The following is a 12,784-nucleotide window of genomic DNA, read 5'->3' on the forward strand; positions in this document are numbered from 1 at the left end:
TGGAGGCGACATGACCCGGACGACGACGGCCAGCGGCCTGATCATCGAAGACATCGAAATCGGCAGTGGTGAGGCCGCAGCCAAGGGGCAGATGGTCACGGTGCATTACACCGGATGGCTGGCCGATGGTAGCAAGTTCGACTCAAGCAGGGATCGCAACGACCCGTTCAACTTTCCGCTCGGTGCAGGCCATGTCATTCGTGGTTGGGATGAAGGCGTGCAGGGCATGCAGGTGGGCGGCAAGCGCAAGCTGACGATTCCCCCCGCGCTTGGATACGGGATGCGTGGCGCGGGTGGCGTGATTCCGCCCAATGCGACGCTGGTGTTCGAGGTTGAACTTCTCAAGCTCCTTTGAGGTGCGCGTGAGCTTTGGTGTGCATGCTCAGGCTTCGATCGGTCGCGGGTCGTGTCCGTGCTTCAAGGCGCAAGAGAGGGTGGCATGAAACTCGATCAGACCCAGTTGCGCATCCTCTCGCTATTGCAGAAAGACTCTACGCTCAGTACCCAGGCGCTGGCCGACAAGGTCGGCATGTCGCCGTCGCCATGCTGGCGGCGGGTGAAGGAGATGGAAGAGGCGGGATTGATCCGCGCCTACGTCGCGCTTGTCGATCGACAGAAACTGGGACTGGGAACCTGTGTCTGGGTCCGCGTCAAACTGAAGCAGCACAGTGCCGACGTGCTCGACCGGTTCGAGCAGGTGGTGAAGGGCTGCGATGAAGTTGTCGAATGCTATGAACTGCTCGGCGAGACGGATTGCCTGCTCAAGCTCTATCTGCCGAGTCTGGAGGCCCTGTCGGCCTTCATGCACAACTTTCTGTTGAAAATCCCCGAGATCGACGTCACCCATTCCAGCGTGGCGCTGCGCGAGATCAAGAACGAGACGGCCCTGCCGCTTTGAGCGGGCAGGGCCGTCGAATGCCGGGGGGCTGCGCCCGTGAGCGCGCGCCTTGCCAGCGGTGTCAGAGGTTGCTGTAGAACACCACCAGCACGCCCGCCGGTGCCACGAAACGTGCCACGATGTTCCACAGGCTGAACGCGCCTGCGGACAAGCCGAGCTCCTTGCGCACGCTGTCGCGGTCAATGAACCAGGCTGCAAAGACGATTGCGCCGAGGCCGGTCAGCGGCAGCAGGAATTTGCTGGTCAGTTGGTCGAGCAAGTCAAAGATGTTGAGCCCGAAGATCAGCACATCGCCCCAGATGTTGAAAGACAGTAGCGCCGCGATGCCGAGCGCCCAGGTCGCCAGGCCTGCAAGCACGGTGGCGCCGATGCGGCTCAGCGATGTGCGCTCTTCCACGAGTTCTACGACCGGCTCGAGCAGCGAGATCGAGGAGGTCAGGGCGGCGAAGGTCAGCAGGAGGAAGAACATCGTGCCCAGCACCAGCCCCCCCGAGATATTGCCGAAGGCCAGCGGCAGGGTGACGAAGATCAGTCCGGGGCCAGCCGCGGGGTCGAGACCATTGGCGAACACGATGGGGAAGATGGCCAGACCAGCGCCGATCGCGATCACGGTGTCCATCAGCACGACGGTGCGCGCGGTGCGCAGCAGATTGACGTCCTGACCAAGGTAGGAACCATAGGCCATCATGATGCCCATGCCGAGCGACAGGGTGAAAAAGGCGTGGCCAAGGGCGGCGAGCACGACCTTGCCGTCGAGCTTGCTCCAGTCCGGGTTGAACAGATACTGCACTGCCGCGCCGAAGCCACCCGTCGTGGTGCCGTAGGCCACGAGCACGAGCAGCAGGATCCCGAGCGCCGGCATCATCAGTTTGGAGGCGCGCTCCAGTCCGCCGGAAACCCCCATTGCCACCACCCCCGCAGTGAGCAACATGAAGACGGTGTGCCACACGAGAAGGCTGCCTGGATTGGCGAGGAATGAGGTGAATGCGCTACCGACGGCATCCTTGTCCATGCCGCCGAAGCTGCCGCCGGCAACGTCGACCATGTAGGACAGTGCCCAGCCCCCGATCACGCTGTAGAAAGACAGGATCAGAAAGGCGCCGAGCACGCCGGTCGCCCCCACGATCGCCCATTTGCGGCTGTGGCCGTTGGCGGCGGCGACCTCGGCCATGGTATTGATCGGATTCTTTTGCCCGCGCCGTCCGATCATCCACTCCGAGACCAGAATGGGGAGGCCGATCATGGCAATGCAGGCGAGATAGACCATTACGAACGCTGCGCCGCCGCTCTGGCCGATCATGTAGGGGAACTTCCAGATGTTGCCGAGGCCGACGGCAGAGCCGGTGGCTGCGAGCACGAAGCCCATCCGGGACGACCACTGTGAGTGGGAGTGGTTTTTTGCCATGTCATCGCTCCTGCGCACAGGTATTGAAGAAGGGGCGTGACAATAGCAGCAAGCTTGGGCGAACGGTGCCCGGAATGGCGTGAATCACGGAAAGTCTCCTCTCGTTTTGGTGACACGGTGCTCATGGCACCGTGCTCAGGGCATGGCTGAAGCAATCCGTCATCCGGATGCATCACCGCCCTGTGTTGAGGCCGCGCAAACCGGTGGGGTTGGCACGGGGTGTCAGGATAGTAACGACTGATGAAAGAAAAAATTTTTCTTATAAGGTGGTCGCAGACGGGAAATCAGGACAATTTTTCCTCTCCGGCTTCCTTAGCATGGGGTTGCGTCAATAAATACGGCGCATTGACGAACAACGCCACCAACAAGGAGACAGGGCTGACAGGTCGACCGCGGTGCCACGAGCACATGCGCGCCGGTCTCGTGCCCGATGCACACGATGCTCATGACAACACTGCCCGCGGTTTCGCTTGACGACAAATATACCCTGAAGGAAGGCCGTGCCTGGATGACGGGCATTCAGGCGCTGGTCAGATTGCCGATGATGCAGCGCATGCGCGACGAGGCTGCCGGGCTCAATACCGCCGGCTTCGTCTCCGGCTACCGCGGCTCTCCACTTGGTAATGTCGATCAGGAGTTCTGGAAGGCGAAGAAGTATCTCGAGCCGATGCACATCCGCTTTCAGGCCGGGCTCAACGAGGATCTGGCCGCGACCGCGGTGTGGGGGACGCAGCAGGTTACGCTCGACCCCAATGCGCGTTACGACGGCGTGTTTTCCATCTGGTACGGTAAGGGACCCGGTGTGGACCGTACCGGTGATGTGTTCCGTCATGCCAACGCGGCTGGCAGCTCGAAGCATGGTGGCGTGCTGGTGATTGCGGGGGACGACCACGCCGCCAAATCGTCCACGCTGCCGCATCAGACCGAGCATGTGTTCAAGGCGCTGATGATGCCGGTGCTGGCGCCGGCCGGGATTCAGGAATATCTCGAGTACGGCCTGCACGGTTTCGCCTTGTCGCGCTACTCGGGGTGCTGGGTTGCATTCAAGGCGCTTACGGATACGGTGGAAACCTCGGCATCGGTCGATGTGGATCCGTTCAAGGTGCAGACGGTGATCCCGTCCGATTTTCCGCTGCCGGAAGACGGCCTCAATCTGCGCTGGCCCGATCCACCGCTGGTGCAGGAGAAGCGCCTGCTCCATCACAAGCTGTATGCCGCACTGGCCTACTGTCGCGCAAACGGGCTCAACCGCACTGTGATCGACAGCCCCAATGCCCGACTTGGCATCATCACCAGCGGCAAGAGCTACCTTGACGTGCGCCAGGCGCTGGATGATCTCGGCATCGACGACACCGTAGCTGCCGAGATCGGCCTGCGGGTGTACAAGGTCGGCATGGTGTGGCCGCTCGAAGCCGAGGGCGTGCGCGAGTTCGCCGATGGGCTGGAAGAGATCCTGGTGGTGGAGGAGAAGCGCCAGTTCCTCGAGTATCAGCTCAAGGAGGAGCTTTACAACTGGAACGAACATGTCAGGCCACGGGTGATCGGCAAGTTCGACGAGAAGGGCGAATGGGCGCTGCCGCACAGCGAGTGGCTGCTGCCGGCTGCGGGCGAGCTGACGCCGGCGATGGTGGCGCGGGTCATCGCCGCACGCATTGCGCGTTTTCATACATCGGACCGGATCAAGGCCCGCCTAGCCTTTTTCGATGCCAAGGAGGCGGCGCTTGCGCGCCCGCGCCAGTCGATTGCGCGCGTGCCGCACTACTGCTCGGGTTGTCCGCACAACACTTCGACCAAGGTGCCGCAGGGCTCGCGCGCCCTGGCGGGGATCGGCTGCCACTACATGGCGACCTGGCTGTCGCCGGAGTCCACCCAGACCTTCTGCCAGATGGGGGGCGAGGGCGTGCCATGGGTGGGGCAGGCGCCTTTTACCAGCACGCCGCACGTGTTTGCCAATCTCGGCGACGGCACCTACATGCACTCGGGCATTCTGGCGATCCGCGCGGCCGTGGCTGCAAGGGTGAACATCACCTACAAGATCCTCTACAACGACGCGGTGGCGATGACCGGTGGCCAGCCCCATGACGGAACACTGTCGGTACCGATCATTGCCCGCCAACTCCAGGCGGAAGGTGTGAGCAATATCGTTGTCGTTAATGACGGTACCGGTCGCGCCTACGGCCCGTCCGACCTGCCGCACGGCATTCCCATCCGCCACCGCGACGAGCTCGATGCGGTGCAGCGCGAGTTGCGCACGGTGCCGGGCGTGAGCGCCTTGATCTACGATCAGACCTGCGCTGCCGAGAAGCGTCGGCGCAGGAAGCGCGGCACTTTTCCCGACCCGGCAAAGCGGGTCGTGATCAACGATCTGGTATGCGAAGGTTGCGGCGATTGCAGCGACAAGTCGAACTGCATGTCGGTGGGCACGGTGGAGACCGAGTTCGGCCGCAAGCGCGCGATCGACCAGTCGTCCTGCAACAAGGACTTCTCCTGCGTCAAGGGTTTCTGTCCGAGCTTCGTCACCATCGAAGGCGGAAAGCTGCGCAAGGGCAAGGCCAGCGCAGCGCAAGGTACGGATGACTTGCCGCGCCCACAGCTGCCCTCGACGGCCGCACCCTGGGGCATTCTGGTCACGGGTGTCGGCGGTACGGGCGTGGTGACGATCGCGGCGCTGCTGGGCATGGCCGCTCACCTCGAAGGCAAGGGCATCTCGGTGCTTGATATGGCCGGCCTGGCGCAAAAGGGCGGCGCGGTATGGTCGCATGTGCGCATCGCCGATCGACAGGAGCAGCTCTTTGCCGCTCGCGTGGCGGCGGGCGAAGCCAATGCGGTGATCGGCTGCGATCTTGTCGTGGCCGCGAGTGACGAGTCGCTGGCGAAAATGCGCAACGGTCACACCCGGGTCGTGATCAATCGCGATCAGTCCATGACCAGCGAGTTCGTGCGTGGTTTTGCAGCACAGGCCCGCAGTGGCGACGTGGGAATGGTTCCCGATCCTCAGTTCCCGGCGGGATCAATGGAGCAGCAGATCGTCGAGGCGGTCGGTGTCGAGGCGGCCGAGTTCATCGATGCCTCCCGGTTGGCGACCAGCCTCCTTGGTGATGCGATCGCCACCAATCTGTTCATGCTCGGCTATGCCTGGCAAAAGGGCCTGGTGCCGCTTAGCGACGACGCCATTCTGCGTGCGATCGAGATCAACGGCGCCGCGGTGACGGCTAACAAGGCCGCATTCCAGTGGGGACGTCGGGCCGCGGTGGACCTCAACGCAGGGAGTGAAGCGGCAAGACCGCAGCATGGCAAGCCGGCGCATCATGCGCTGTCGGCCACGGTCGACGAGGTGATCGCCCGCCGTCAGATCCAGCTGACGGACTACCAGAATGCCGCCTATGCTGCCCGCTACACCAGGCTCGTCGATCGCGTGCGTGCGGCCGAATCGCAGCTGATGCCGGGGATTTCGCTGCTGACCGAGGCCGTCGCACGCGGCTACTACAAGCTGCTGGCCTACAAGGACGAGTACGAAGTCGCGCGTCTGTATACCGACAGCGACTTCCTCAAGCGCGTCGAGGAGCAGTTCGAAGGTGACTACTCGCTGGTCTTCCATCTTGCGCCGCCGATGCTGGCCGACAAGGATCCGCTGAGCGGCGAATTGCAGAAGAAGTCCTATGGCCCGTGGATGCTCAAGGCGATGCGGATGCTGGTGAAGTTCCGTCATCTTCGCGGCAGTGCGCTCGATCCCTTTGCGCGCAGTCATGATCGCAAGCTCGACCGCCAACTGATTGCAGACTACGAACAGTTGATCGACGAAGTGCTGCGCGGGCTGGAGCTCGCCAACCATGAAACTGCGGTCGAGCTCGCTGCATTGCCCGAGCAGATCCGCGGCTTCGGCCACGTTCGCGAACGCTATCTGGCTCAGGCGAAGAAGCGCGAAGCCATGCTGCTGGCGGGGTTTCGGTCGCGTCAACCGCTCACCGCAACCGTCGGCGGCAAGGCTCGCAAGACGATTGCGGTGATTGCTGGCTGAATGCGTTTACCACCTGAGGCTGCCTGGCGTGTTCATCCGTGTTCCAGGCAGCGCCCAATCGATTTTCCACCACTGTGCAGAACGATTCCGCCCACACCACAAGTGAGGGCGTGGGTCGTGATGCAAGCATCCCTACAAGGAAGGAGACTCCCATGGCTGTATTTTCATTGAGTGATTTTGCCGATCACGAGCAGGTCGTGTTCTGCAGCGACGACAAGAGCGGGCTGAAGGCGATCATCGCGGTCCACAACTCGAATCTCGGGCCCGCACTCGGTGGCTGCCGGATGTGGCCGTATGCCAGCGAAGAAGAGGCGGTCCGTGACGTGCTGCGCCTGTCGCGCGGCATGACCTACAAGTCCGCAATGGCCAACCTGAAGCTCGGTGGCGGCAAGTCGGTGATCATCGGCAACCCGCGCACCGAGAAGACGCCGGCCCTGCTTGCAGCGTTCGCGCGCGCCCTGGAAAACCTGAACGGTCGCTACATTGCCGCCGAAGATTCGGGTACCAGCGTGGACGACATGAAGTACATGGCGCAATTCACCGCGCATGTGTCAGGCATCGTCGACAAGCCGACTGACGGCGGTACCCGCAGCGGCGATCCGTCGCCGGCCACGGCCTACGGCACCTTCGTCGGCATCAAGGCGGCGGTCAAGGCGAAGCTCGGTCGTGACTCGCTCGATGGTTTGCGAGTGGCCGTGCAAGGTGTGGGCCATGTCGGCCTGGATCTGGCACAGCAACTGAAGGAAGCAGGGGCGAAGCTGTGGATTACCGACATCCATCGCGAGTCGTTGGCCGAAGCCGCAAAGGTCCTCGGCGCCACCGTGGTGGCGCCGGAAGAGATCTTCGGGCTCGACGTCGACGTCTTTGCACCCTGCGCACTGGGCGCCATCCTGAACGATCAGACCGTTCCGCAGCTCAAGGCCTCGATCGTGGCGGGGGCGTCGAACAATCAGCTTGCCGAGGCGCGCCATGGGGTCGAATTGATGAAGCGCGGCATCCTCTATGCGCCCGACTACGTCATCAACGCGGGCGGCATCATCGACGTCTACCATGAACGCATCGGTTTCGACCGTGCTGCATTGGTCGGCCACGTCGAAGGCATCTACGACAACCTGATGGAAGTTTTCGAACGCGCGCAGAAGGAGGCGCGGCCGACCGGTGAGGTGGCCGATGCCATCGCCGAGGAACGTTTCATGCGCTGAAAAGGGCTGTGTTGTCGTACTGAAATGAAAAATGCCGCGACTGGGTCGCGGCATTTTTCGTGGAGCGTCAGTGAATCAGCTCTTGCCGACTTCGACTTGAGTCTCGACTTTCTGTCGCAGACGGATGTGAAGTTCGCGCAGTTGCTTTTCGTCCACGTCGCCCGGCGCGTCCGTCAGCAGGCACTGCGCACGCTGGGTCTTGGGGAAGGCGATGACGTCGCGAATCGATTCCGCGCCGGCCATCATGGTCACTACACGGTCGAGTCCGAAGGCCAGGCCTCCGTGCGGCGGCGCGCCGTACTTGAGGGCGTCGAGCAGGAAGCCGAATTTCAGTTGCTGCTCTTCGGGACCGATGTTGAGCGCATCGAAGACCTTGGCCTGGACGTCGGCGCGGTGGATACGCACCGAGCCACCGCCGATCTCCCAGCCGTTGAGCGCAAGGTCGTAGGCCTTGGCGAGGCATTCGCCCGGGTTGGTGGTGAGCAGGTCGAGGTGCTCGTCCTTCGGGCTGGTGAAGGGATGGTGGCAGGCGGTCCAACGCTTGCTCTCATCGTCGTACTCGAACATTGGGAAGTCGACCACCCACAGCGGGCACCACGCCTCGCCAGTGACGAAACCCTTCTCGTGGCCGAGCTTGGTGCGCAGGGCGCCGAGGGCATCGTTGACCACCTTGGTCTTGTCCGCGCCGAAGAAGATCAGGTCGCCGGACTGTGCGCCAGTACGTTCGAGAATGGTGCGCAGCGCGGTTTCATGCAGGTTCTTGACGATGGGCGATTGCAGGCCGGTCTCGTTGGGCTGCGCAGCGTCGTTGACCTTGATGTAGGCAAGGCCGCGCGCACCGTAGATGCCGACGAATTTGGTGTATTCGTCGATCTCGCCGCGGCTCAGGCTGGCGCCACCGGGGACGCGCATCGCAGCGACCCTGCCGCCGGATGTGGCGGGGCCGGAGAACACCTTGAAAGCGACGTCCTGTACCGCATCGGTGACGTCGGTGAGCTCGAGGGTGACGCGCAGGTCGGGCTTGTCCGAACCGAAGCGGCGCATGGCTTCGGCGTAGGTCATGCGCGGGAAGGGCGAAGGCAGTTCGACGGCAAGGGTTTCCTTGAACACGAAGCGGATCATCTCTTCCATCAGGGCGGTGATCTCGACCTCGTTCAGGAACGAGGTCTCGATATCGACCTGGGTGAATTCGGGCTGGCGGTCGGCACGCAGGTCTTCGTCGCGGAAGCACTTGGTGATCTGGTAGTAGCGGTCGAAGCCGGCCACCATCAGCAACTGCTTGAACAGTTGCGGCGACTGCGGCAGGGCGAAGAACTGGCCCGGGTGGACACGGGACGGCACCAGGTAGTCGCGCGCGCCTTCCGGCGTGCTCTTGGTCAGCATCGGGGTTTCGATGTCGATGAAGCCGGCGCTGTCGAGGAAGCGGCGGAAGGACATGGCAGCCTTGTAGCGCAGCATCATGTTCTTCTGCATCTGCGGACGGCGCAGGTCAATGACGCGACTGGTCAGACGCACCGTTTCGGACAGGTTTTCGTCATCGAGCTGGAACGGGGGCGTGACGGAGGTGTTCAGCACTTCGATGTCGTGGCAAAGCACCTCGATCTCGCCCGATGTGAGGTTGCTGTTCTCGGTGCCGGCCGGGCGGCGACGCACCTTGCCGCTCATCTTCAGTACGAACTCGTTGCGCACGGATTCGGCGATATTGAAGGTCTCGGCGCGATCCGGATCGCACACCACCTGCACCAGACCTTCGCGGTCACGGAGGTCGATGAAGATGACTCCGCCGTGGTCGCGGCGACGATGCACCCAGCCGCACAGGGTCACGATCTGGTCAAGGTTGGCGGCGGTCACCTGACCGCAATAGGAAGTACGCATGTCTTTGATTTCCGGCAATTCTGACGCAGCCCGGCAGGGCTGCGGGATTCAGTGATGGTTCATTCGTTGAGCAATGCCGACCTTTCAGGCAGCTTGCGTGTCGGGGGGGCGACGACCCCCATCGAGATGATGTATTTCAGTGCCTCGTCCACACTCATCTCGAGTTCGATGACATCCGCTCTGGGCATCATCAGGAAGAAGCCGGAGGTAGGGTTCGGTGTGGTCGGAACATACACACTGACGAAATCGCCCTCGAGGTGCCTGGCAGCATCGCCGCCCGGCTTGCCGGTGAGAAAGGCGATGGTCCATGAACCCTGCCGCGGGTACTGCACCAGAAGAGCCTTGCGAAATGCCTGGCCGCTACTGGAGAAAAGGGTATCCGAAACCTGCTTGACGCTGTAGTAGATCGACTTCACCACCGGGATGCGTGCAAGGATGCCCTCCCAAAGCTGCACGACCTTCTGTCCCAGCACGTTGGCGGCAACCAGACCCGTCACGAAAACGATGAGCAGGCTCGCCAGCACGCCGATGCCGGGAATATTGAAGCCGATGACGTCACGGGGCTGGGATCCGCTCGGCAGCCAGAGCAGGATCTGATCCAGCGTATTCACGATCCACGCCAGCACCATGAAGGTGATGGTCAGCGGGATCCAGATCAACAGGCCGGTGATGAAGTATTTTTTCACACGAAAGTCCGCAGTGGCGGGGCCTCAGGAAGGGTGGCAGGCGCAACTGCCGCCGCACGCGGGCGCGCTGCCGGCATCGGACGATGCGTTGGTGCCGGTGGCCGCAGCAGAGGTGGTCTTGCCGCCTCCCTTGAAGTCGGTCGCATACCAACCGTTGCCCTTGAGCTGGAATCCGGCCGCAGAAAGCTGCTTGACGTAGCTGGTCTTCCCGCAGGAGGGGCAGGTATCGAGCACGGGATCGCTCATTTTCTGCAGATGTTCCTTCTGGAATCCACAGCTTTCACAACGATATTCGTAAATAGGCATGACAAGCTCCGGAAAGGCAAGTGCGCAAGTCTAACGCAACGCAGCATAAGGAAAAAGCAAAGCGCCACGCTTTGTGGACATCGGCTCAAATGGGGGCATGTCGTCGCCAGTTCAAGGGGGCTGGCGCAAGGGGGAAGAGCACGAAATGGTCCAATGTCCGGCGCGCGGGTTGCACCGCATGCACCAGACACGAATGCATCTGTGCATGCGTAACTGTCGTGAGGTGTTCGTTCAGATCGTGCCCAGATAGTGACGCGTGATCGATTCGCCCCAGAACAGCGCAATGACGCCCGCGGCCGCGAGATAGGGGCCGAACGGAATGGGAACGTTGCGACCGTGACGGGCAAACGCGATCAGGCTGATGCCGACGATGGCGCCGACCACGGAGGAGAGCAGAATGGTCAGCGGCAGTGTCTGCCAGCCGAGCCAGGCTCCGATGGCGGCAAGCAGCTTGAAGTCGCCGTATCCCATGCCTTCCTTTCCCGTCGTCAGCTTGAATAGCCAGAAAATGGACCACAAGACAAGATAGCCTGCCATGGCGCCAATCACTGCGCTCTGCAGGTCGGTATAGGTGCCCGCAATATTGAAAGCCAGCCCGAGCCACAGCAGGAGAAGGGTGATATCGTCGGGCAGCAACTGGGTGTCGAAGTCGATGAAGGTGAGCGCAATCATGGCCCACAGGAACAGCAGTGCGCCGGCGGTGGCGACACTGTAACCGAAATGCCAGGCCGCGTAACCCGAGAGCACTGCGCTCAGCGTCTCCACTATCGGGTAGCGACGGCCGATCGGTGCCGAGCAGTGGCTGCAGCGACCGCGAAGGATCACGTAGCTCACGACCGGTATGTTCTCCAGCGCTGAAATCAGGTGCCCGCAATGGGGGCAGCGTGAGCGCGGTGCGGCCAGGTTGAAGCGCTCCGCCTCGGGCACGGGCTCGCCGCGCAACTCGGCCGCCTGCGCCAGCCATTCCTGCTCCATCATTCTGGGCAGGCGGTGGATGACCACATTGAGGAAACTGCCGACAAACAGGCCGATCAGCGTGACGAGGGGTACGAGGGCGAGCGGGTCGCGCAGCAGGTCTGACATGGATGTGCTTGCAAGGAGGCGGTCCGGCGCCAGCCGGACCGCGGATTGGATCAGACGACGGAGCCGAGTTTGAAGATCGGCAGGTACATGGCGATGACCAGACCGCCGATGACAACGCCGAGAAAGACCATGATGATCGGCTCGAGCAGCGTAGACAAGCCGGCAACGGCGTCGTCGACCTCCTGCTCGAAGAAGTCGGCAACCTTGGACAGCATGCTGTCGAGCTGGCCCGATTCCTCGCCGATCGACACCATCTGCACCACCATGGTCGGAAACACATTGGCGTTCTGCATCGCCACGGTCAGGCTGGTACCGGTGCTGACCTCGTTCTGAATCGCCCTGGTGGCGGTCAGATATACGTAGTTGCCCGCAGCGCCGCCGACCGAATCCAGCGCCTCGACCAGCGGCACGCCGGCGGCGAACATCGTCGATAGCGTGCGCGCCCAGCGTGCGACGGTGGCCTTGAGCACGATGTCGCCCACGACCGGAAGCTTGAGGACGGCCCTGTCAACCGCGATCTGCATGGCCGAAGATCGTCGGTAAAGGTATGAGATGCCTATAATTGTCCCAATAGCGATGGCGAACATCAGATACCAGAACTCGACGACGAAGTCCGACATCGCGATGACGATCAATGTCGGGCCCGGCAGTTCGGCCCCAAAGCTCGTGAATACCTTCTTGAACTCGGGCACGACGAACAGCATGATCACGGTCACCACTAGGACGGCAACCACGACCACTGCGATCGGATAGAAGAGCGCGGACTTGATCTTGCTCTTGATCGCGAGGATCTTTTCCTTGTAGGTCGCGATCCGGTCGAGCAGATTGTCGAGAATACCGGCCTGCTCGCCTGCGGCGACGAGGTTGCAGAACAGCTTGTCAAAATGTACCGGGTGTTTGCCGAAGGCTTGCGACAGGCTCGAACCGGTTTCGACGTCGGTGCGAACTTCGTTGAGCATGCGTGCCAGGCTCGGATTGCCCGAACCCTTGATGCCGATGTCGAATGCCTGCAGCAGCGGCACCCCGGATTTCATCATCGTGGCAAGCTGCCGGGTGAAGAGGGCCACGTCCTTGTCGGTGATCTTGTGACCACGTGACATCTTCTGCTTCTTGACCTTGGTGGTCAGTACGCCCTGGCGACGCAGGGTGGCCTGAACGAATGCCTCCCCGGTTGCGCGCATTTCACCGCGGATGATCTTGCCGGTCTTGTCCTTTCCTTCCCAGTTGTAGAGATCTTCCTTCGGCCCGACCGGGACGCGGCGTTTGGCTGTTCGGGATGCAGTCGCCATGTGTGGGTTTCCCTGTGATCCT

At 62.1% G+C, this 12,784-nt stretch carries 10 protein-coding genes; 4 read left to right on the top strand and 6 right to left on the bottom strand.

Translation table 11 applies throughout. The features are described 5' to 3' along the window. Positions 1-10: 10 nt before the first annotated feature. Together J5J83_RS19945 and J5J83_RS19950 are read left to right on the top strand one after the other, a co-directional pair. Positions 11-355 (top strand): FKBP-type peptidyl-prolyl cis-trans isomerase, encoded by a 345-nt coding sequence (locus tag J5J83_RS19945; protein ID WP_212351675.1) that lies wholly within the window; start codon positions 11-13, stop codon positions 353-355. A gap of 84 nt (positions 356-439) precedes the next feature. Further along, entirely contained in the window at positions 440-898 is a 459-nt protein-coding gene (locus tag J5J83_RS19950; protein ID WP_212351676.1) for an Lrp/AsnC family transcriptional regulator, read from the top strand. Positions 899-959: 61 nt separating this feature from the next. Here J5J83_RS19950 and J5J83_RS19955 read toward each other — a convergent pair whose 3' ends face one another. Then, positions 960-2,303, bottom strand: coding sequence for a sodium-dependent transporter (locus tag J5J83_RS19955; protein ID WP_212351677.1), 1,344 nt, complete (start codon positions 2,301-2,303; stop codon positions 960-962). 430 nt (positions 2,304-2,733) lie between these two features. Between J5J83_RS19955 and J5J83_RS19960 the strand changes: the two genes are divergently transcribed. Both J5J83_RS19960 and J5J83_RS19965 read left to right on the top strand, forming a co-directional pair. After that, positions 2,734-6,321, top strand: a complete 3,588-nt coding sequence (locus J5J83_RS19960; RefSeq protein ID WP_282959138.1) for an indolepyruvate ferredoxin oxidoreductase family protein — start codon at positions 2,734-2,736, stop codon at positions 6,319-6,321. Between the two features lie 152 nt (positions 6,322-6,473). Next, on the top strand, positions 6,474-7,523 hold the full coding sequence (locus tag J5J83_RS19965; protein ID WP_212351679.1) for a Glu/Leu/Phe/Val dehydrogenase dimerization domain-containing protein: 1,050 nt from the start codon (positions 6,474-6,476) through the stop codon (positions 7,521-7,523). Positions 7,524-7,598: 75 nt separating this feature from the next. Here J5J83_RS19965 and aspS read toward each other — a convergent pair whose 3' ends face one another. From aspS to J5J83_RS19990, 5 genes are all read right to left on the bottom strand, one after another. Then, a complete protein-coding gene (gene aspS, locus J5J83_RS19970; RefSeq protein WP_212351680.1) occupies positions 7,599-9,398 on the bottom strand; it encodes an aspartate--tRNA ligase in 1,800 nt (599 codons plus the stop codon). A gap of 59 nt (positions 9,399-9,457) precedes the next feature. Then, positions 9,458-10,084, bottom strand: a complete 627-nt coding sequence (locus tag J5J83_RS19975) for a DUF502 domain-containing protein (protein ID WP_212351681.1) — start codon at positions 10,082-10,084, stop codon at positions 9,458-9,460. Positions 10,085-10,108: 24 nt separating this feature from the next. After that, entirely contained in the window at positions 10,109-10,390 is a 282-nt protein-coding gene (locus tag J5J83_RS19980) for a zinc ribbon domain-containing protein (RefSeq protein WP_212351682.1), read from the bottom strand. Positions 10,391-10,621: 231 nt separating this feature from the next. Continuing rightward, positions 10,622-11,473, bottom strand: a complete 852-nt coding sequence (locus tag J5J83_RS19985; RefSeq protein WP_212351683.1) for an A24 family peptidase — start codon at positions 11,471-11,473, stop codon at positions 10,622-10,624. A 50-nt stretch (positions 11,474-11,523) separates the two neighbouring features. Beyond that, positions 11,524-12,762, bottom strand: coding sequence for a type II secretion system F family protein (locus tag J5J83_RS19990; protein ID WP_212351684.1), 1,239 nt, complete (start codon positions 12,760-12,762; stop codon positions 11,524-11,526). Positions 12,763-12,784: the final 22 nt, after the last annotated feature.

The organism is Azoarcus sp. L1K30 (genome assembly GCF_018122735.1).
Lineage (GTDB): Bacteria > Pseudomonadota > Gammaproteobacteria > Burkholderiales > Rhodocyclaceae > Parazoarcus.

What these genes read in the sequence shown, in the direction of transcription:
- J5J83_RS19945 (WP_212351675.1), top strand. Translation starts at nt 11, where the DNA reads ATGACCCGGACGACGACGGCCAGCGGCCTGATCATCGAAGACATCGAA.
- J5J83_RS19950 (WP_212351676.1), top strand. Translation starts at nt 440, where the DNA reads ATGAAACTCGATCAGACCCAGTTGCGCATCCTCTCGCTATTGCAGAAA.
- J5J83_RS19955 (WP_212351677.1), bottom strand. Translation starts at nt 2,303, where the DNA reads ATGGCAAAAAACCACTCCCACTCACAGTGGTCGTCCCGGATGGGCTTC.
- J5J83_RS19960 (WP_282959138.1), top strand. Translation starts at nt 2,734, where the DNA reads ATGCACACGATGCTCATGACAACACTGCCCGCGGTTTCGCTTGACGAC.
- J5J83_RS19965 (WP_212351679.1), top strand. Translation starts at nt 6,474, where the DNA reads ATGGCTGTATTTTCATTGAGTGATTTTGCCGATCACGAGCAGGTCGTG.
- aspS (WP_212351680.1), bottom strand. Translation starts at nt 9,398, where the DNA reads ATGCGTACTTCCTATTGCGGTCAGGTGACCGCCGCCAACCTTGACCAG.
- J5J83_RS19980 (WP_212351682.1), bottom strand. Translation starts at nt 10,390, where the DNA reads ATGCCTATTTACGAATATCGTTGTGAAAGCTGTGGATTCCAGAAGGAA.
- J5J83_RS19985 (WP_212351683.1), bottom strand. Translation starts at nt 11,473, where the DNA reads ATGTCAGACCTGCTGCGCGACCCGCTCGCCCTCGTACCCCTCGTCACG.
- J5J83_RS19990 (WP_212351684.1), bottom strand. Translation starts at nt 12,762, where the DNA reads ATGGCGACTGCATCCCGAACAGCCAAACGCCGCGTCCCGGTCGGGCCG.